This is a genomic window from Janthinobacterium sp. KBS0711 (assembly GCF_000988085.1).
GTDB lineage: Bacteria > Pseudomonadota > Gammaproteobacteria > Burkholderiales > Burkholderiaceae_D > Janthinobacterium > Janthinobacterium lividum_E.
Window position 1 is genome coordinate 350775 of record NZ_LBCO01000011.1, and the last position, 19090, is coordinate 369864.

Below are 19090 nucleotides of genomic sequence, written 5' to 3' on the forward strand. Positions count from 1 at the left end.
GTGTCTCCTAAGCGATGTAGCGGCGCGGATTGTCCGCATTGCAATCCTCTTCATCTTCCTTGTCCTCGCCCTTGAAGACGACGGGACCGTTGAAAGCCAGCTGCAGGTTCTCGCCCTGCCAGCTCAGCCAAGGCGTCGCTTCGCTGCCCGGTTCCGACGTCTTGCCGGACGGCTCGAGGATGATGCTGTCGGGCGTGATGCGCGCCATGCCGATCACATAGGTGTAGACGGTGTCGTCGTCGGCCGCCTTGGACAAACGAAAATCGAACGCGCACTCGACGATCTGCTCGCCATATTGCATGACCATCTTCGGCCGCATGGACGCCACCGAGACGGCGCCGTTGGCCACCGCCGAATACACGCTGAAGACGAGGCCCACCGTGCCGCCGTAATGCTGCGCCAGCGCAGGATTGACTTCCACCGTTTCCGTGGCCGGCTCCTTGCCCGCCGCGCCCGCCACGTCGCCCAGGTGGCGCACGTAGGGCATGACGTCGAAGCTGCCTGCCGTGTCCGGCGCCTGGATGAAGCGCATCTGGCCGTTCGGCAAGAGGATGCCGACTCTTAAATCGAGGTCGTCATTATCGTCGTCGCCATCGCCGTTATCGACCCAGCTGGCCTTGACGGTGAGTTTGCTCGGCGCGCCCGCGCCCTTTTCCAGCGATACCTTGTGCGTCTGGCCCGCCTTGGTCAGCGAGATTTTGGACAGGGAAATCTTGGCTGACGGCGCAGGTTCCGCTGCCGCCTGCGCCACCTCGCCGCCGAAATGGGCGACCAGCGCATCGAGGCCGCCATTAAAGCCTTGGCCCACGGCCATGAAGCGCCAGCCCCCGTCCTTGCGGTAGAACTCGCCCAGCATGACGGCTTTTTCTTGCGCAAAATCGGAGCCCGCATACGTGTAGCGGGCCAATTCCCGCCCGCCGTCGAGCAGGCGCAGATGGCCGCTGCCCAGCCGTGCCATCGTGGCGTCGCCATCGATGGCGGCCGTGACGACCAGGCGCTCGATGGAGGCAGGCAAGCGGTCCAGCTGGTAGCTGAAACCGGCCGCATCGCCGGACGGCGCAGAGGTTTCCACGCCGCCGCACGGCGTGCGCGGCTGGTTGAAGAAAGTCATGTAGCGGTCGTCGGACAACTTACCGGCGGCATCGAGACCGAAACAGGCAAAATCCAGCGGCACGCCGGCGCTGGCAAGACCCAGTTGCACGACGTTACCCGTGACGAGGCCGGACAGCGCCAGGCGCTGCCCCTTGATCAGGTTTTCCATGGAGTCAGGGAGAAAGAAAGGGAAGACAGAACCGGGCAGCGGCGCCACCCGGTACATTTACACAAACAACTGGTTTTTAAGCATTAATACCGAACGAGCGGGCCAGAGGGCCCAGGCCGCCTTTGAAACCCTGGCCGATGGCCTTGAATTTCCATTCGCTGCCGGCGCGGTAGATTTCGCCGAAGATCATGGCCGCTTCCGTCGAGCCGTCTTCCGACAGGTCGTAGCGGGCGATTTCCGCGCCGTTGTCGCCGTTCAGGCAGCGGATGTAGGCCTTGCCGACCATGCCGAAGTTCTGCTTGCGGTTTTCCGCGTCGTGGATGGTGACGGCCACGGCGATCTTGTCGATGTCGGCAGGTACGTTGGCCAGGTCGACGGCAACTTTCTCGTCATCGCCATCGCCGCCGCCCGTCGTGTTGTCGCCCGCGTGGACGATGGAGCCGTCAGCCGACTTCAGGTTGTTGTAAAAAATGAAATCGGCATCGGAGCGGGCCTTGCCATCCGTTTTCAGCAGGAAGGCGCTGCCGTCCAGGTCAAATGCGGCGCCATCGGTGGCGCGCGGGTCCCAGCCCAGGCCAATCACGATTTTCTTCAAGCCAGGAGCTTCCTTGCTCAGGTTGACATTGCCGCCTTTTTGCAAACTGATCGCCATGGTGTTTCCTCTTTATTTAATTAATGGGTTGCATTCGGTGTTTCAGGTCACGTCGCCGGTACCCCGGCTTGATGAGCCATGAGCCTACCATAAAGTTCCTGCTTGCCAGCCGCGCACTATTGAAAATAATGCCATAAGGAAAATACCACGCCGCTGCCCGAATGCGCAAAATGACGGATAATGCCGCTCGACAAAAATTTTCACCATCTCTTGACCCCAGGCTTGTCCTTGAAGAATACCCAGATACGGCTCGATTGCATTCCTGGCACCCTGTGCGACGAGCGCATGTGGTCGCGCCTGGCGCCTGCCCTGGGCGGCGCCTTTGATCTGCAGCACGTGCCCCTGCATGAGGCGCGCACGCGCCCGCAGATGCAGGCACTGATTGCCAGCCACAGCGCCCAACAGGCCCATCTGGTGGGCTTTTCGCTGGGCGCCTATCTGGCGCTCGAACACGCGCTGGCGCACCCGCAACGCATCAAGTCCCTCACTTTGATCGCCAATTCGGCCAAAGGTTTGCTGCCTGCGGAAATAAGCGCGCGCCAACGCATCGTCGCCATGCTCGATCGCAATGCCTATGCGGGCATCACGCGCCAGCGCCTGCGCGAACTGCTGCATCCGTCGCACTTGGACGATGCATCGATCACGGGCCTGATCCAGCAGATGGGGCTGGACCTGGGCAAGGACGTGCTGCTGGCGCAATTCATCACCACCATCGCCCGCCCTGACTTGATGGCGCGCTTGCCGGAACTCGATTTTCCCGTGCTGATCGTGGGCGCGGAAGACGACAAGCTCGTCAATCCCGACGATTTGCGCGCCATGGCCGCCCGCCTGCCGCAGGCCACCCTGCATCTGCTGAAAGAGAACACCGGCCACATGATTCCGCTGGAAGCGCCGGGCCCGCTGGCCGACGCCATGCGTGCGCATTTGGAGGCAGCGGTCAATTTCAACGATAATGACGGGCATCGGGCATCGCCCCCACCACTTTCAAAGAACCAATGAACCATTTGACCATCATCGTCGCCACCGACCAGCAAGGCGGCATCGGCATCGACAACACCCTGCCGTGGAAATTGCCGGAAGACCTCGCGCATTTCAAGCGTTTGACGACGGGCCACCCCATCCTCATGGGCCGCAAGACCTTCGACTCCATCGGCCGTCCGCTGCCGAACCGCCGCAACATCGTCATCACGCGCAATCCGGACTGGCGCCATGAGGGCGTGGAAGCCGTGTCGTCGGTGGAAGCGGCCATCGCCCTGCTGGCCGGCGCCGAAGGCTATGTCATCGGCGGCGCGGAAATCTACCAGCAGTCACTGCCCCTGACACAGCGTTTGATCATCACGGAAATCGGCCAGACCTTCGACTGCGACGCCTTTTTCCCCGCCGTTGACCATGCTGTGTGGCAAGAAACCGCGCGTGTAGCCCATGTTTCGGAGAAATCCGGCCTGCCGTACGCCTTTGTCACGCTGGAACGCAAAGCCTGATAAGGTTGAGAATGATGAGCAGAATGTTGCTGTAATACCCCTGTCACACCCATGCGTCACGCTAGCGTACGCTTGTGACGCTTTGCTACGATATTTTTTTCCCGCAGAGGCCGCATTTCTGCGAGAATCCCGTTCTTATTTTTTTTCTGCGGCTGCCGGGTTGCACTACCGCCTGACCGTCGCGCCCTAGTCCGCCCCTTCACATCTGTCAGGGGCGGCTTGCTTTTTTGGAGACATGCATGAAATTTCGTTTCCCTATCGTCATCATTGACGAGGATTTCCGTTCTGAAAATACGTCCGGCCTGGGCATTCGCGCCCTTGCCGCCGCAATGGAAAAAGAAGGCATGGAAGTGCTGGGCGTGACCAGCTACGGCGATTTGTCGCAATTTGCCCAGCAACAATCGCGCGCGTCGGCCTTCGTGCTGTCGATCGACGATGAAGAATTCGGCGGCGGTTCCATCGAGGAAACCGACCACGCCTTGAAATCGCTGCGCGCCTTCGTCGAGGAAATCCGCTACAAGAACGCCGACATCCCTATTTATCTGTACGGCGAAACGCGCACTTCGCGCCATATCCCCAACGATATCCTGCGCGAACTGCACGGTTTCATCCACATGTTCGAAGATACGCCGGAATTCGTCGCGCGCCACATCATCCGCGAAGCGAAGTCCTACCTGGACGGCCTGTCGCCGCCGTTTTTCCGCGCGCTGGTGCACTACGCCAACGACGGTTCCTACTCGTGGCACTGCCCCGGACATTCGGGCGGCGTGGCGTTCCTCAAATCCCCGATCGGCCAGATGTTCCACCAGTTCTTCGGTGAAAACATGCTGCGCGCCGACGTCTGCAACGCCGTCGAGGAACTGGGCCAGTTGCTCGACCATACGGGTCCTGTGGCCGCGTCCGAGCGCAATGCGGCGCGCATCTTCAATGCCGACCATTGCTATTTCGTCACCAACGGCACCTCGACTTCGAACAAGATGGTGTGGCACTCGACCGTGGCGCCAGGCGACATCGTCGTCGTCGACCGCAACTGCCACAAGTCGATCCTGCATTCGATCATCATGTGCGGCGCCATCCCCGTGTTCCTGATGCCGACGCGTAATCACCTGGGCATCATCGGTCCTATCCCGCTGCATGAATTCACGCCGGAAAGCATTGCCCGCAAGATCGAGGCCAATCCGTTCGCACGCGAAGCGAAGAACAAGAAGCCGCGCATCCTGACCATCACGCAATCGACCTACGATGGCGTGATCTACAACGTGGAAACCCTGCGCGAAATGCTGGACGGCAAGATCGACACCCTGCACTTCGATGAAGCATGGCTGCCGCACGCCACCTTCCACGATTTCTACAAGAATATGCACGCCATCGGCAAGGACCGTCCGCGCGCCAAGGAATCGATGATCTTCTCGACCCAATCCACGCACAAATTGCTCGCCGGCCTGTCGCAAGCCTCGCAAATCCTCGTGCGCGAATCGGACACGGTCAAGCTGGACCAGGACGCCTTCAACGAGGCTTACCTGATGCATACCTCGACGTCGCCGCAGTATTCCATCATCGCCTCGTGCGACGTGGCGGCGGCCATGATGGAAGCGCCGGGCGGCACGGCCCTGGTGGAAGAATCGATCATGGAAGCGCTCGATTTCCGCCGCGCCATGAAGAAGATCGACCAGGAATGGGGCCAGGACTGGTGGTTCCAGGTCTGGGGTCCGTCCAGCTTCAACGACGAAGGCATGGGCCAGCAGGAAGACTGGATGATACGCGCCGAGGATGACTGGCACGGCTTCGGCGACCTGGCTCCCGGATTCAACATGCTCGACCCGATCAAGGCGACCATCGTCAACCCGGGCCTGTCGCTGGACGGCCAGTTCGGCGACACGGGCATCCCCGCGTCCATCGTCACCAAGTACCTGGCCGAGCACGGCGTCATCATTGAAAAATGCGGCCTGTACTCGTTCTTCATCATGTTTACCATCGGCATCACCAAGGGCCGCTGGAATACCCTGCTGACCGCGCTGCAGCAGTTCAAGGACGACTACGACAAGAACCAGCCGATGTGGCGCATCCTGCCGGAATTTGCGGCGGCCAACCCGCGCTACGAAAAAATGGGCTTGCGCGACCTGTGCCAGCAAATCCACGATTTCTACAAGGCCTACGACGTGGCGCGTCTGACGACGGAAATGTATCTGTCGGACATGATCCCGGCCATGAAGCCATCGGACGCCTTCGCCAAGATGGCGCACCGCGAAATCGAGCGCGTGGCCATCGACGAACTGGAAGGCCGCATCACGTCCATCCTGCTGACGCCGTATCCACCGGGCATCCCGCTCCTGATCCCGGGCGAACGCTTCAACAAGACCATCGTCGACTACCTGCGCTTCGCGCGCGACTTCAACGAGCGCTTCCCTGGCTTCGAGACGGATGTGCACGGTCTCGTGAAACGCGAAGTCGATGGCAAGCGCGGTTATTTTGTCGACTGCGTGAAATTGGACGAGAACGTCTAAAAACGTCGACCTCCGTTGAGCTTCATTAAATAGCGCCGCCTGATGCGAATCAGGCGGCGTTTTTCATTTCATGAACTACCGCGCACGCTTGCGCCAGATCAAACGGCTGGGGTGTCGGGCTTCTAAGATGGGCCACTCGTGCCCTCGTGATGGCTGGCATATGACGCTCAAGGTGTGGCTGGAAATCGTGCAGCAGGCGGCGGCTGGCAGTGGCGCCTTGCTGATGACGGCCTTGAAGCAGGCTCAGGTAACTGTAGCCCGGCGGCACGATGGCGACGAGGATGGGGCGGGCATCGTGCTGTTTGCCGAGGCCAATGCCGCGCTGCTGCAAGCGCTGCCGGCGCTGTGCCACCATGCTTCCGTGCTGGCCATTGCCGCCTGCGGCCAGCCCCCCAGCTGCGCGCAAAAGCGCGCCCTGCTGGCAGCTGGCGCGCTCGATGTGCTGCTGTGGCCCAGCGGTGCCGTCGATGCGGGACAGGTACTGGCCCGCCTGCAACGCTGGCAAGCCGTGGCGCAACTGCTGGCGTCCAGCGCCGTGCGCCAGCAGCTGGTGGGCGACAGCGCGGCCTGGACCGCCTTGCTGCACCAGGTGGTGGAAATGGCGGCCTTCAGCCAGGCGTCGATGCTGATCACGGGCGAGACGGGCACGGGCAAGGATTTACTGGCGCAACTGATCCACCGCCTCGGCAACTGCAGCGGCGACTTCACCATTCTCGACTGCACCACCCTGTCGCCGGAACTGGCGGGCAGCGAACTGTTCGGCCATGAACGGGGCGCCTTTACGGGCGCGGCGGCCGCGCGCGACGGCGCTTTCGCCCTGGCCGACGGCGGCGTGCTCTTCCTCGATGAAGTGGGAGAGCTGCCGCTGCCGCTGCAGGCGCAGCTGCTGCGCGCCATCCAGGAGCGCAAATACAAGCGCGTGGGCGGCAATACCTGGCAGCCGACGCAATTTCGGCTCGTCTGCGCCACCAACCGCGAACTGGAACATGAAGTGGCGCGCGGCGCCTTCCGCGCCGACCTGTATTACCGCATCGCCGGCTGGCGTTGCCAGACCCCGCCCCTGCGCGAACGCCAGGACGACATCCTGCCGCTGGCCCGGCATTTCCTTGCCGAGCTGGCGCAACAGCCGCCGCCCGCACTGGACGCTGCCGTGCGCGAATACCTGCTGCTGCGCGAGTATCCGGGCAATGTGCGCGAACTGCGCCAGACCGTCACGCGCATCTGGCACCGCCATTGCGGCCCCGGCCCCATCACCATCGGCGCCCTGCCGCCCGACGAACGGCTGCTGGCGCCGCTCTGGCCCGACCAGCACTTCGAAGCGGCCGTACGGCGGGCGCTGGCCCAGGGCTGCAAGCTGTCGCACATCACGCGCTGCGCCACCGACATGGCCATCCGCCTCGTGCTGGCGGAAGAACACGGCAACAACCAGCGCGCCGCAGCCCGCCTTGGCGTAAGCGACCGCGCCCTGCAAATCCGCCGCAAGGCTGCCGCCTGCGCGGCTCAGCTGGCGCAGCCTGATGTTGTGCCGCCATAAGACCGGCAATAGCCAGACGGCTATAGTCGGCGCATGTACAGCCCAGCCTGCCACCGCCTGTCCGCCTGTTTCGAGCTCTCGCGCCCCGGCGCGGCACCGCAGCTGCGCGCCATGGAAGGCTTGCGCGGCCTGGCCGTGCTGCTGGTGTTTCTCGTCCACTATGTCAGCCTGGAAGCGCCGTGGCGCGGCGGCGCCGTCACGCCCTTGGCTGCAGCCCTGCACAGCATGGGCAATGCGGGAGTCGACCTGTTTTTTGTGCTCAGCGGCTATCTGATCTATGGCTCGCTGATGTCCCGCCAACAAGCGCTGCTACCCTATCTGCGCCGCCGCGCACGCCGCATCTATCCCGTCTACAGCTGTGTCTTCGCCCTGTACCTGCTGCTGTCGTGGGCCCTGCCGTCCGAAAGCAGGATACCGGCGGCGTGGCCGCAGGCCTTCGCTTACCTGGCCAGCAATTTTCTGTTGCTCAGTGGCTTCACGTCGGCGCCCCCCTTCATCAGCGTGGCCTGGTCGCTCAGCTATGAAATGCTGTACTACCTGCTGATCCCCCTGCTCATCCTGGTCTTCCGTTTGCGCCAGCGCAGCCGCAGCTGGCGCGGGCGCTTCTTCGCCGTGCTCACCTTGCTGGCGGGCGGCCTCTTCGCCATCTTCGGCGGTCCGGCTCGTTTGCTGCTGTTCGTTGCCGGCATCCTCGTCCATGAAGCGCTGGCGGCGCCCGCCTGGCGCGCACCGCCGCCCGCACTGGCCGCCTGCGCCGTGCTGTGCGCGCTGGGCTGTTTGCCGCTGCCGCTGGCGCTGCTGCTGAAACTGGCGCTGCTGGCCTGTGCCTTTTTCCTGCTGTGCCTGTGCTGCTTCCAGGCCCGCGCCAACTGGCTGGCGCGCCTGTTTTGCTGGACGCCCTTGCGCTGGCTGGGCAATATCAGCTATTCCTACTATCTGATCCACGGCCTGGCGCTGGCGCTGCTCCACCCGCCGCAAGCGCAGGGCCTGGCCTTCTTTTTACTGCTGATGCCGTTCATGCTGCTGCTCAGCCTACCACCGGCAATGACGCTGTTCCTACTTGTCGAACGGCCGCTGTCCCTGTCGCCATTGCAGGCGCCCGCCCCTGCGACTGCTGCGGCGCCTGCTGTAGTGTCTAGCCCTGCCTTGCCAGCCGCAGGAAATTTCCCCCCAGGATGAGCCCGGCATCGGCTGGCGGCAATCCCAGCAACTCAATCTTGTGCAATTCCAGCCCCGGATGCAGCCAGGGGCCATCCGAGCCGAACAAGACCTTGTGCGGTCCCGCGCGGCGCACGGCCTGCTGCAGCAAGTCGAAGCGGCGCACGCCCGAGCTGTCCGTATGGATATTCGGATGGCGCACAAGGTGGTCGATCAGCGCCAGCTGCGCCGCCCAGTCGTCGCCGAAGCTGCCCAGGTGGGGCAGGATAAAATCGACGTCGGGATACTGCTGCGCCAGCAGTTCGGCCACGGCCACCTCGCCGGCCGGGTCGTACAGCACGGGCAAGCCGAAGAAGCGCGCCGCCTCGCACAGTTCGCCGCTGATGCGCGCGTCAAGCCGGTGCGCCTTGATGCCGACAAAGCCGTAGCGCTCGACGGCTGTGCGCACCAGGTCCATGATGCGGCCCCGGTCGCGCCGCGCATGCACGAAGGCAAAGCCATAAAAATGCTGCGGATCGGCGGCGACCAGGCGCGCCACGCCATGGTTGGCGATGGCGTAATCGGAGTGGAAGGCGGCGAACAGCACGCTGCGGGCGATGCCGGCCGCCTGGGCGCGGCGCAAGTAGGCCTGCAGCGGCGCATCGCTGTCCCACGGCCCGCTCAAGCCGTCGCCGGGTCCCGCATGGCAGTGGCAATCGATGATCATCATGCCGCGCTATTGCCAGTCGCCCATGACAACGATACGGTTGCCGCGCCGGCGCCAACGCCCGCTTTCATCTTCCTGCTGCGGCGCAGGCGAGCGAAAGTGCGGCAATTGCTGGTGCAGGGCCCGCGTCAGCGCGCTTTCCACGGCGCGCGGGCTGCCATCGCTGTCGCCGGCCAGGCGCGCCGCCTGTCCCGCGATACGCACGAAGCGGCGCGCCAGCGCCAGTTCGCGGTCGGCCGGCGCTTCGCCCTCCGCTTCGCCTTCCATCTCCATCTCCAGCGCATTGCTGGCCGCGCGTCCCAGGGCCGAGCCGAGCGCCGTGCCCACGCCTGGTATCGGGATCATCGAACCGAGGGCGCCGCCGACAAAGGGCAAGGCCGTCTTGGCCACGGCCTTCAAGGCGCCGCCCAGGGGCTTGGCCACCTTGGCGATGGTAGAACCCACTTTCTTGACGCCCTTCCACACGCTCTTGAAGACATTGCCGAGAAACTGCTCCAGTTCCTCCTCGCTGGCCACTTCCAGCAACTCCATGGCCAGTTGCAGTTCTTCCTCTTCGCTGAAGACGGCCGGCGCGCGGCCCTTGCCGGGCCAGTCCCGACCGAATTCCAGCACTTCAAAGGCGGCGCCGGCCCGCTGCCGGCATTGCCCGCATTCACATTCGAGTTGGTGCATGATGGTCTCCTTCGCAGTCGTCAAGGTGCTGGCGTCAGCCCCACATTTCGCCCAGCACGGCCATTTCCAGTTCGCGCCGCTGGTTCGTCAGCACGCCGCGCCGGTGGGTAAACATGTCGCTGTGGATACCCTTTTCCAGGCTGCGCCGCTGTGCGGCCGAGGAGAGCGGCGCCACATAGACGTCATGCCCGCTCATGTCCATGCCCATCATCTTGCCGCACAGGTGGTGCTGTTTCAGGCGCCGCCGCAAATCATCGGTCTGGCCGCTGTAGGCGCGCCGGCCATCCTTGGTGTTGAACTCGATCACATACAGGCCCGGCCCCGTGGCGTTCGCATCGTTGACGGCCTGCGGAATCGCGCCCACCGCCTGGTAGCGCAAGGCGGCCGCGCCTGGTACGCGGCCCAGGGTGGACGCCAGGATGGGCGGCACTTCGCCCTGCATCTGGCCGCCATCCTGGTCCGGATCTTGCCCCAGCCCTTGATCCTGTCCTTGATCCTGTCGTTGATCCTGCCCCTGGTCCTGATCCGTGTCCTGATATGGCGCCGGCTCCTGCTGGCCGCCGAACACGGGATACGGCGCCGGATAAATGGTGGGGTAGATGGCACCATAGCCGCCCCAGCCCCGGTAGCGCGGCGGATACGGCAAGGGCGGCGGCGGGTATCGGGGTGGCCGGCGCCCCTGGCCCTGGCCCTGGTAGCGTGGCGGCGCGGGACGGCGCGGGCCCCGCAGCGGCGGCCTCGCACGCAGGCCGCCACCGCGCATGGCGCCGCGTCCACCTCCAGGGCGCGCACGCTCGCCTTCCCATTCGCTCTCCCATTCACCTTCCCACTCTCCCTCGTCCTCCCCCTCTTGCGTCCCTTCTTGCGACCACTCCTGCGACCATTCCCCCAGCCACTCCTGCTCGCCGGCCGCTCCCGCCTGCCCCGCAAAGGGCAGCATTTCAAACGCTTCGTTCATATCGCCTCCTCGTATGATGTTCAAGCAAGTTCATCGCCTGTTCCAGTTGCCGGGGCGTCTGGTCGGCCCGCAGCAGAAACGTCAGCGCGCCGGGACCGTCCCCCGCTTGCGCCAGCGCCAGCACGCCCGCGGCGCGCAAGGCTGGCTGCAAATGGGCGCGTCCTGGCAGGCGCTGCACGGGAAAGCTGCCGCCCTGGCAAGCGATGCCGGCCGCCGCCATTCCCGTCCGCCATTGCGCCACCCTGTCCGCCAGCCTGGACCGCAAGGCGTCGCCATGGCGCGCATTGAGCGCCAGCGCCCGCCGCGCCGCCGCCAGCACGGCGGCTGAGGGAGGACTGGCATGCACGCGCGTCTGGCTGTGCGCCGCGAAGCGCCGCAGCAGCTTGCGGCTGCCGGCCAGCACGGCCAGCGGCACGCCGAATCCCTTGGCCAGCGAGGCGCCGACGATCAGCGATTCCCCATGCAAGCCAGGCAGCCGCGCCGAGCCGCCGCCCTGTGTACCCGTCACGCCCAGCACCTGGGTGTCGTCCAGCAGCAGATAACCGCCGCCCTGGTGCGCCAGGGCCGCGTAGCCGGCCAGCGGCAAGGCCTGTTCGCTGCCCGGCACATAGCCATCGGCCAGGATCAATGGCCGCCGCCCTTGCCTGCCCCAGGCCGCCACCAACTGCCGCAGCGCCGCCATCTCGCCGCTGGGAAACAATCGTAGCGGCACGCCCAGCGCCTGCGCCCGCTCGGCGCCCCAGCGCGCGATGGCGTAGCTGCCGCCATCGACGAGGATCACCAGGCGCTCGGCAGCCAGCATGCCGAACAGGTCCCAGAACAGGTGCAGGGTCGACGGCAGCAAGCAGGCCGCCTCGCAACGTTGCAAAGCAGCCAGGTCCGCGGCCAGGGCCCGCGCGCCGGGCGGCTCCTGCAGCGCCGCCGGCTGGCCCAGGGTCAAGCTGTTCCACGGCGCCAGCGAGTCCGCCGGATGGCGCATGCCCAGGTACAGGGCGCTGGTAAAATCGAGCATGCACGCGTCTCCCTCCCGCCCTAGACGCTGCGCAGCTGCTGGCTCAGGCGCTGGCGCAGCAATACCGAGGGCATCGTCGCTTCGACCACCGGGTCGCTGCTGTCGACGGACAGATCGACGCCGGTGGCGGCGCGGTAGCCATGGATATAGCCCTGCACTTGCGGCCGCCAGAAGCGCGCCCAGTTGAAGGCCTGGGTCGGCTCGTAAATATCGCTCCAGTTGCCGTAGCGCACAGACAGCAGCAATTGTTCGCCAAAGATGGCCAGGTTACGGAAGTGCATCACGCTCGTATCCGTCCAGCCCTGCAGTTTCTTCATGGCGTCAACCCTGTCCATCCACGGTTCCGGATACGCGACCATCACGCGCGTGGGTAAAAATTCACGGAATTCGGGTCGCGCCAGCATCCACTGCTGCATCAGCATCTCGATGCGCGCCGTCGACGGCAAGTCGCCGAACTGGTTGTGCGCACCCTGCGACAGGATCAGGTGGATCTCTTTCAAGGCATTCAGCACAGGGAAGGCGTCCGCCTTCACGGTGGTGTCGTCATCCTGCTTGTAGAACGAGGTCAGCAGGCGCAGCAAGTGGTGGAACGCTTCCAGGAATTTGGAGCGGCTATCGGCTGGCCGGAAGTGCTGCACTGCCTTGCCGTCCAGGCGCACACCGTAGTGATGGTCATACTCATAGTTCCGGCGCATCACGGTCAGCCGATGCTGTTCATCCTGCGTGTATCCCCAGAGTAGATTATTCAGCGGACGCAGCATGTCGATTTCCGTGTTCGACAGGGGATCGAGATGGTTGCCCGGCGCGCGCAGGTTCTGGAAGCGCTGCGCGATGGCGTTCATGGTTTGTACGAGCATGCCCTCCTCATGCCAGTACGACCAGATCAGTTCCAGCAGGCAGGGGTTGGCCAGCTTTTCCTGGATGATGCCAAAGCACAGGTCGACTTCGCCTTCCTGGCCGCGCGGGATGCTGATGGGAATGTCGGGCAGCTTGCGGCGGATCACGGCCAGATAGGGCAAGGTCTGGAAGCCGTCGATGTTTTCCAGGTAGTCATTGCGCAGCACGGTTTCCAGGTCGCGTCCCTGGGGGATGTCGCGCCGGTCCAGGTAGGCGTTGTCCTCGGATGGATTGAAGGCCAGCGGCTGGTTCAGCACGCCGCAATTGACCATCACGAACGCTTCCGTCGCCACTTTCAGCACGCGGTAGGAGTCGGAATCCGAGAACGGCAAAGCGCGGCGCTGCTTGAGCTGCTGGAACACCTCCGCCTTTTTGACGAAGCGCTCCTGCTCGAAGCCGCGCACGCTGGCCAGGTCGCCGCAAAACAGGCTGTCCATGAAATGCAGGTAATTCGTAAACGACATCGCCTCGGTGCTGTTGCGTATCAGGGTCCACAGCGGCAAGTCTTCCGTCGGCTCCGTTTCCGTGCGCGTCAGCGACACGCCTACATTGCCCGAGATCGGTTGCGGCTGGCGCTCTTCCGTCTCGTATTCCGCATCCAGCGCCAGCATGGCGTTCGGGCTCAGCCCTTCCGGCACGGGCAAGGCGCTGCGCAGTTCGGGCCGCTGCGACAGCATCATCTGCCCCATAAAGCGGTGCATGCCGGCGCGCCGCACGGGCGTGGAAAAAGCATTGGCCGCGCCGCGCATGGGCACCCACGGCGCGGCGGCCAGCACCTGCACCTGGTCGCGCCCGTCGGCGCTTTGATCGCCGTCAAACGAAATGGTGGCCACGGCGCGGTCGCCCACCCTGCCGAAATTGCAGTCGCTGGGATGGCAGTCGGCCGTTTCAAATGCCAGCGTCACCTGCGGGTTGAGCTGGGGCGTGAAGCACAGCACGGCGCTGCAGCCGGCCTGCACCGTCACGCACTGGGGCGACGTGGCGGGGAAATTGCCATACACCCCCACGTAGCTGCCCGTCGCCAGGTCGGTAAACACGGTGCCGCCACGCCCATCCGTCCAGCGCACGCCCACCAGCATGGCGGGGTCGGGCACCCAGGTGGCGACATTGAAATTGTGGCAGTCCGCCTCTGCTCCCCGGTACAGGCTGATGGCGGCATTGACGACCATGGCCCCGCTGTCCTGCTCGTGCACGGTGACAGCGATGCTGCCGCCGTGGTGTTTCGGACCCGCCTGGCCCGCCCCTCTGTTCTTCCCACCCATATTGCTGCTCATCTTGCTGCTCATGTCATTCTCCTCAATGGATAATCAAACGGGATGCCAGGGGCGGCAGCGGCCTGCCGGACTGGCGGCCATGCCGCACGACATCGGCGCACAGCTCCGACGTGTCCAGCGTGCTGCGCAGGGCCCAGTGGGTCAGCAAACGCCCCAGCAGCTCGCTTTCGTCTTCCGGGCTCAAGGTGCCGCTGGCGCGCGCCTGGCCCAGCACGGCGAAGACCAGGGTCGGCGCGGCCTGGTACATCTGCGCCGGCGCCAGGGTCCAGCTGCGCAACAGCTGCGCCAGCATGGCCGGCTGGCGTGTGTGCACGGCCATGGCTTCGACCAGCGAGCCGCCGCGCAAGGCCGGCGGCCGGTGCTGCACCAGCAAGCCCACGAGCGCCGCCATGCTGGCCTGCAACTGTTCCAGCAGCCGCTGCCGGGCCGGCGGCAGGCCGGTCAGCGGGTAGTACGACAGCCACAGCTGCTCCAGGCGGTCCCATTGGGGATGCGGATACAGGGCCCGCCCCATGGCGCAGCTCAGGCGCACCCGCAGCCATGGCACCGGGTGGGGATCGTCGACATTGAGGCGGAAGACAAACACGCGCGGCAGGCTGACCACGCCGATCAGGCCCAGCGTGGCGGCCACGCCGACCCGCGCCAGCGACCAGAAATCGGCCACGATCTCGGAAATCCACCGCTCCCACAGCTGCCACACGTGCACGGCGCCGCTGCCGCCGTGCTGCATGGCTTGCAGCACGGGCCGCAAGGACGCCACCAGGTCCAGCAGCGCCGCGCCCTGGTGCCCCACCTCGTGCACCAGCGACGAGGCGATGCTGCTGCCGATCATGCGTTCGCGCGGCAGACGGATGATGGCGACGGGATTGTCGCCGCCGCCCGGCAGGCGCGTGCGTGCGCGGCGGATGGCCGCGCCCGGGCCCCGGTCCAGGTAGCAGATCACGGGCGGCGCCTGATAGACATTGCCGGGCAGCGCCAGCGCGTCGGCGGCAACGATGTCGAGGCCGGCCAGCCACACGCCCGTCTTGTGCTCGCTGCGCTGCGTGATGACTTCGTTGAACAGGTCGAACTGGGTCAGCGCGGCATTGAATTTCAGGCGCAGGAAAGTGAAGCGGCGCTGCGCCTCGGCGGCCGTGGCCATGCTGGCGCCGTCGGCGTGCTCGCGCCGCAGCCACCACTGGAACTGGGCCACCATGCGCCGCAGTTCGCGCCGGCCCTGCACCAGCTGGCTTTCGATGGCCGACTGGGCGCTGGGCATCAGGGCGGCCGCCAGCACCGTCGGCTCGATCAGCGCGAACGGTTCCAGCCGCGCCAGCCGCGTCAGCAGCGAGCGCGCCTCCTGCGCCAGCATCCAGGCTGCGTAAGCGCCGATGGCCATGATGTCAGACGCCGTACAGGACGATTTTGTGGCCCTGGCGTGCCCAGCGTCCGCTGGCCGGGCGCATGCCGCCCTGCCCCTGGCCGCGTCCGCCACCCTGCGTCATGCCGCCGCCCGCACCGGCGCCGCTGCCGTTCTGCGTGGCGACCTGGCTGCCGGGGCGTCCCAGCAAGCCGGGCGCGAACTGGCGCGCCGCCGCGCTGGCGGCCGCCTGGGCGATGGCGCGCGGATCGCCCGAACCGCGTGCCTGCGCGGCGCGGTTGACGGTGTCGGCGGCCAGGCGCACGAACTGCTTGGCGCCCTCGAATTCGCGGTCTTCGTTCGACGACGCCTCCGCTTCCAGCCCCAGCGCGTTGCCGGCGGCCGAGGCCAGGCCGCTGCCGATCTTGGCGCCCAGCGGGCCGCCGAAATAGCCGCCGATGGCGCCGCCGGCCAGGGGAATGGCTTTTTTCGCTACGCCCTTGAGCACGCCACCGATGGCTTGTCCCACGGGCGACTTGATGATGCCGCCCGCCACCGAGGCAGCCTTGCGCAGGAAATTGCCGAGAAACTGTTCCAGTTCGGCTTCATTGCTGACCGACAGCAGTTCATTCGCCAGCTCCATTTCCTCGGTCTCGGAAAACATGGCGTTCGCGCCACCCTCGCCGCTCCACTCGCCCTGGCCAAACTCGAACTGCTCCGCTTCAAAGCCGGACATCTCCTGCCCATATTCCAGGGTCGTACGATCTATGTCATGCATGATGAGCTCCTAAAAGTTAGCACCTTGGTTGACACCTCAGTTGACACTACAGCGCCGGACAAATGGCCATCCGGCTAACAATCGAGCACGACGATGTGCCCGCCCTCGCGGCGCCAGCGGCCACCGTCCTGCCCCTGCGTTTGCGCCGCCTGCCTGAGCAAGCCCGGCGCCACGCTGCGTGCCACTTGCAGCAGGGCCGTTTCCACCCGCGCCCTGGGCGCGCGCGCACCCGTGCCGCCGTCCTGCGCCAGCGCCGTATTGACGGCATCGATCAGATGCACGACCTGGCGCGCCAGTTCGAATTCCTTGTCTTCCGGGCTCAACCCTTCCAGTTCCATGCCGAAGATGCCGGCGGCGCGCCGCTTGAGCGCCTGCGGCGAACTGCCATGCAAGGGCAGCAGCGGCGCCACCACCTTGCCCAGCAGCTGGCGCAGCGGCCTTTCCAGCGGCGTGCCGCGCAACTGCTGGCCCGCCACCGTGGCGCCCAGCTGGCGCGCCAGGAAAGCATCGAACTGGGCCGGCGCTTGCAATTCCAGCAATTGCGCCGCCAGTGCCAGTTCATCTTCCTGCTGCAAAGGCAGCATGCCCGACGCTTCAGGCAATTCCATTTCGGGACGATAGGCAAGCAGACGGCTGGTCATGGCAGGCTCCGGCAAAACGACAGGGGAAGGCACGCGGCCCATGCCCTGTTATCGCAAGGGCCGTGCCAGCAAAGGCAATGGAAAGGAGTGGGTAGCGGCGAACGGCGTTTCGCCGATAGCGTAAAAACCATGGTTTCCGGCGAAGCGAATTTCGTTGCCACGATGAGCTTTCAAACAAGCTTAATTGGCAGGAATGATTACGTCGCCTATCCGCCACACCGTTCGTTATCGGCAAAAAATATTTTTTATTTTCAAAGAACAAAGTTCGCGCTACCGCGCCGAAAACCGCACCAATACCACGCCAACGTCCGGCAAATAAAAACGTGGCCAACACATAAATAGTTAATTGAAAACAGGATTTTGGTAGCGAAGGCCTACAATGAACGGGCTAAAATTTGATTGCCCGAGAGAAACTAAATGACTGACCCAACTTTGCGCCGTTTGCTGGCCATCACATTGTTCAGCCTGCTTTCAGCCTGCGGTGGTGGCGGCGACAGCAAGAGCGATTCCACCCAGAAACAGGAAGTATCGGTGGTGCCGCCAGCGACCACCGCGCCCGGCGATTCCACGGCCCCCGGCAGCACGCCGGGCGACACCATTCCACCGCCGCCCCTGACCACGCCCCCGGCCAGCCAGGCCGCGGCCACCTTCACGCGCCAGGAAGCGTCGCGTTTCCTGGGCCGCGCCACGTTCGGCCCCAACATGGCAGCCATCGATGCGCTGGCCGCCAGCGACAGCGATGCGTGGTTCAAGTACCAGTTTTCCAGGCCGCAAACCTTGCATCGCGCGTATATCGACAAACTGCTGGCGGCCGAAGCGGCCGGAGGTGAAAAGCTGACGTCGCGAGGCTTTGAGGAATCGTTCTGGCAGCAAGGCATGCACGGCGAGGATCAGTTGCGGCAACGCATCGCCTTTGCCTTGTCGGAAATCTTCGTCATTTCCATGCAAAACGATGCCATCCAGCCAAGGGTGCGTGGCGTGGCGGCCTATTACGACATGCTGGGCCAGCACGCTTTCGGCAACTTCCGCAACCTGCTCAATGACGTGGCCCTGCATCCGATGATGGGCTTGTACCTGTCGCACATGCGCAATCAGAAAGAAACGGCGACCCGCACACCGGACGAAAATTTCGCGCGCGAGGTGATGCAGTTGTTTACCATCGGCCTGTACCAACTCAATGCAGATGGCAGCCTGAAACTGGCTGCAGGCAAACCCATCGCTACCTACACGCGCGATGACGTAATCGGGCTTGCCCGCGTATTTACCGGCTGGAGCTGGGCCGGTCCCGATCTGAGTAACAACCGCTTTGTCGGCAACGTGGCCGATCCCGACCGCGACTGGAAACCGATGCAGAACTACCCTGCATTTCATTCCAGCGGAGAGAAGCGTTTCCTGGGACAAAGTATCTCCGGTGTCACCAGCGGTGAGGCGGACTTGAAGCTGGCGCTCGATACCCTGTTCAACCACCCGAACGCGGGACCGTTCTTTGCGCGCCAGCTGATCCAGCGCCTGGTTAGCAGCAACCCCAGCCCCGCTTATGTGGGACGGGTAGCCGCCGCCTTTGCCAACAACGGCAATGGCGTGCGCGGCGACATGCAGGCCATCGTCCGCGCCGTGCTGCTTGACCAGGAAGCGCTGGCGGCTGCCGGGACGAGTTTGCGCACCGGCAAGCTGCGCGAACCGATACTGCGCCTCGCCGGCTGGATCCGCGCCTTCGACGCCAAAGCGCCCAGCGCCCGCTACCGCATCTATTATCTCGATGATCCCTTGACCGGGCTGGGCCAGGCGCCCATGAATTCCGCGTCCGTATTCAGTTTCTTCCGTCCTTCCTATATACCGCCCAATTCCGCGCTGGCCAACGCGGGCCTGGTGGCGCCGGAGTTGCAGATCACATCGGAACCGTCTGTCACCGGCTACCTGAATTACATGCAGGACGTGCTCGACAGGGGCGTCGGCGAAGCCCGCGAAATCAAACCGGACTACACGCGCGAACTGGCGCTGGCTACCGACACGGGCGCCCTGCTCGACCGCATCAACCTGCTCCTGATGCATGGCAGCATGCCCGCCAGACTGCGCGGGCAAATCCTGACCGCCGTCAACGGCGTCAGCATCCCCGCAGCCACGGCGAGCAATGCCGCCCAAGTCGCCACGGCCCAGGCCAACCGCGTCAAGCTGGCCATTTTCCTGACCATGGCCTCGCCGGCCTACCTGGTACAAAAGTAA

16 protein-coding genes are annotated in these 19090 nt (G+C 64.7%); 6 read left to right on the plus strand and 10 right to left on the minus strand.

Annotated features, from left to right (window positions below; translation table 11 throughout):
- Positions 1-7: 7 nt before the first annotated feature.
- Both VM94_RS07935 and VM94_RS07940 read right to left on the minus strand, forming a co-directional pair.
- Positions 8-1261, minus strand: a complete 1254-nt coding sequence (locus VM94_RS07935; RefSeq protein ID WP_046682952.1) for a TerD family protein — start codon at positions 1259-1261, stop codon at positions 8-10.
- A 76-nt stretch (positions 1262-1337) separates the two neighbouring features.
- Positions 1338-1913, minus strand: a complete 576-nt coding sequence (locus tag VM94_RS07940) for a TerD family protein (protein WP_034784423.1) — start codon at positions 1911-1913, stop codon at positions 1338-1340.
- Positions 1914-2093: 180 nt separating this feature from the next.
- Between VM94_RS07940 and VM94_RS07945 the strand changes: the two genes are divergently transcribed.
- From VM94_RS07945 to VM94_RS07965, 5 genes are all read left to right on the plus strand, one after another.
- The gene (locus VM94_RS07945) at positions 2094-2912 is read left to right on the plus strand and encodes an alpha/beta fold hydrolase (RefSeq protein WP_046682953.1); all 819 of its coding nucleotides are present in this window, start codon (positions 2094-2096) and stop codon (positions 2910-2912) included.
- Positions 2909-3394 (plus strand): dihydrofolate reductase, encoded by a 486-nt coding sequence (locus VM94_RS07950; RefSeq protein ID WP_046682954.1) that lies wholly within the window; start codon positions 2909-2911, stop codon positions 3392-3394. Before VM94_RS07945 ends, VM94_RS07950 begins: the two co-directional genes overlap by 4 nt.
- Before the next feature lie 239 nt (positions 3395-3633).
- The gene (locus tag VM94_RS07955; RefSeq protein WP_034755510.1) at positions 3634-5898 is read left to right on the plus strand and encodes an arginine/lysine/ornithine decarboxylase; all 2265 of its coding nucleotides are present in this window, start codon (positions 3634-3636) and stop codon (positions 5896-5898) included.
- Positions 5899-6058: 160 nt separating this feature from the next.
- Positions 6059-7432 carry a sigma-54-dependent transcriptional regulator gene (locus VM94_RS07960; RefSeq protein ID WP_138829115.1) on the plus strand — a complete coding sequence of 458 codons (1374 nt, stop codon included), beginning with the start codon at positions 6059-6061 and terminating at the stop codon, positions 7430-7432.
- A gap of 33 nt (positions 7433-7465) precedes the next feature.
- Positions 7466-8611, plus strand: coding sequence for an acyltransferase family protein (locus VM94_RS07965; RefSeq protein ID WP_138829116.1), 1146 nt, complete (start codon positions 7466-7468; stop codon positions 8609-8611).
- Here the strand turns inward: VM94_RS07965 and VM94_RS07970 are convergent.
- The 8 genes from VM94_RS07970 to VM94_RS08005 form a co-directional block, all read right to left on the minus strand.
- Entirely contained in the window at positions 8568-9299 is a 732-nt protein-coding gene (locus VM94_RS07970; protein ID WP_235432871.1) for an amidohydrolase family protein, read from the minus strand. The genes VM94_RS07965 and VM94_RS07970 overlap by 44 nt on opposite strands.
- Before the next feature lie 6 nt (positions 9300-9305).
- On the minus strand, positions 9306-9968 hold the full coding sequence (locus tag VM94_RS27180; protein WP_052755618.1) for a hypothetical protein: 663 nt from the start codon (positions 9966-9968) through the stop codon (positions 9306-9308).
- 34 nt (positions 9969-10002) lie between these two features.
- Complete coding sequence (locus VM94_RS07980) at positions 10003-10926, minus strand: GIY-YIG nuclease family protein (RefSeq protein ID WP_138829117.1); 924 nt, start codon at positions 10924-10926, stop codon at positions 10003-10005.
- Positions 10910-11938 (minus strand): aminotransferase class I/II-fold pyridoxal phosphate-dependent enzyme, encoded by a 1029-nt coding sequence (locus tag VM94_RS07985; protein WP_046682957.1) that lies wholly within the window; start codon positions 11936-11938, stop codon positions 10910-10912. Before VM94_RS07985 ends, VM94_RS07980 begins: the two co-directional genes overlap by 17 nt.
- A 20-nt stretch (positions 11939-11958) precedes the next feature.
- On the minus strand, positions 11959-14121 hold the full coding sequence (locus tag VM94_RS07990; RefSeq protein ID WP_052755620.1) for a hypothetical protein: 2163 nt from the start codon (positions 14119-14121) through the stop codon (positions 11959-11961).
- Between the two features lie 10 nt (positions 14122-14131).
- Positions 14132-15487 (minus strand): hypothetical protein, encoded by a 1356-nt coding sequence (locus VM94_RS07995; protein ID WP_046682958.1) that lies wholly within the window; start codon positions 15485-15487, stop codon positions 14132-14134.
- Between the two features lie 4 nt (positions 15488-15491).
- Positions 15492-16226, minus strand: a complete 735-nt coding sequence (locus tag VM94_RS08000; protein WP_046682959.1) for a hypothetical protein — start codon at positions 16224-16226, stop codon at positions 15492-15494.
- A gap of 74 nt (positions 16227-16300) precedes the next feature.
- Entirely contained in the window at positions 16301-16867 is a 567-nt protein-coding gene (locus VM94_RS08005; protein ID WP_046682960.1) for a hypothetical protein, read from the minus strand.
- A 417-nt stretch (positions 16868-17284) separates the two neighbouring features.
- Between VM94_RS08005 and VM94_RS08010 the strand changes: the two genes are divergently transcribed.
- Positions 17285-19090 (plus strand): DUF1800 domain-containing protein, encoded by a 1806-nt coding sequence (locus tag VM94_RS08010; protein WP_046682961.1) that lies wholly within the window; start codon positions 17285-17287, stop codon positions 19088-19090.

Bases quoted from the DNA above. Each gene is read 5' to 3' on its own strand.
- VM94_RS07960 (WP_138829115.1), top strand. From the start codon at position 6,059: ATGACGCTCAAGGTGTGGCTGGAAATCGTGCAGCAGGCGGCGGCTGGC.
- VM94_RS07970 (WP_235432871.1), bottom strand. From the start codon at position 9,299: ATGATGATCATCGATTGCCACTGCCATGCGGGACCCGGCGACGGCTTG.
- VM94_RS08010 (WP_046682961.1), top strand. From the start codon at position 17,285: ATGACTGACCCAACTTTGCGCCGTTTGCTGGCCATCACATTGTTCAGC.
- VM94_RS27180 (WP_052755618.1), bottom strand. From the start codon at position 9,968: ATGCACCAACTCGAATGTGAATGCGGGCAATGCCGGCAGCGGGCCGGC.
- VM94_RS07955 (WP_034755510.1), top strand. From the start codon at position 3,634: ATGAAATTTCGTTTCCCTATCGTCATCATTGACGAGGATTTCCGTTCT.
- VM94_RS07980 (WP_138829117.1), bottom strand. From the start codon at position 10,926: ATGAACGAAGCGTTTGAAATGCTGCCCTTTGCGGGGCAGGCGGGAGCG.
- VM94_RS08000 (WP_046682959.1), bottom strand. From the start codon at position 16,226: ATGCATGACATAGATCGTACGACCCTGGAATATGGGCAGGAGATGTCC.
- VM94_RS07950 (WP_046682954.1), top strand. From the start codon at position 2,909: ATGAACCATTTGACCATCATCGTCGCCACCGACCAGCAAGGCGGCATC.
- VM94_RS07990 (WP_052755620.1), bottom strand. From the start codon at position 14,121: ATGAGCAGCAAGATGAGCAGCAATATGGGTGGGAAGAACAGAGGGGCG.
- VM94_RS07995 (WP_046682958.1), bottom strand. From the start codon at position 15,487: ATGGCCATCGGCGCTTACGCAGCCTGGATGCTGGCGCAGGAGGCGCGC.
- VM94_RS07985 (WP_046682957.1), bottom strand. From the start codon at position 11,938: ATGCTCGATTTTACCAGCGCCCTGTACCTGGGCATGCGCCATCCGGCG.
- VM94_RS07940 (WP_034784423.1), bottom strand. From the start codon at position 1,913: ATGGCGATCAGTTTGCAAAAAGGCGGCAATGTCAACCTGAGCAAGGAA.
- VM94_RS07935 (WP_046682952.1), bottom strand. From the start codon at position 1,261: ATGGAAAACCTGATCAAGGGGCAGCGCCTGGCGCTGTCCGGCCTCGTC.
- VM94_RS07965 (WP_138829116.1), top strand. From the start codon at position 7,466: ATGTACAGCCCAGCCTGCCACCGCCTGTCCGCCTGTTTCGAGCTCTCG.
- VM94_RS07945 (WP_046682953.1), top strand. From the start codon at position 2,094: ATGCCGCTCGACAAAAATTTTCACCATCTCTTGACCCCAGGCTTGTCC.
- VM94_RS08005 (WP_046682960.1), bottom strand. From the start codon at position 16,867: ATGACCAGCCGTCTGCTTGCCTATCGTCCCGAAATGGAATTGCCTGAA.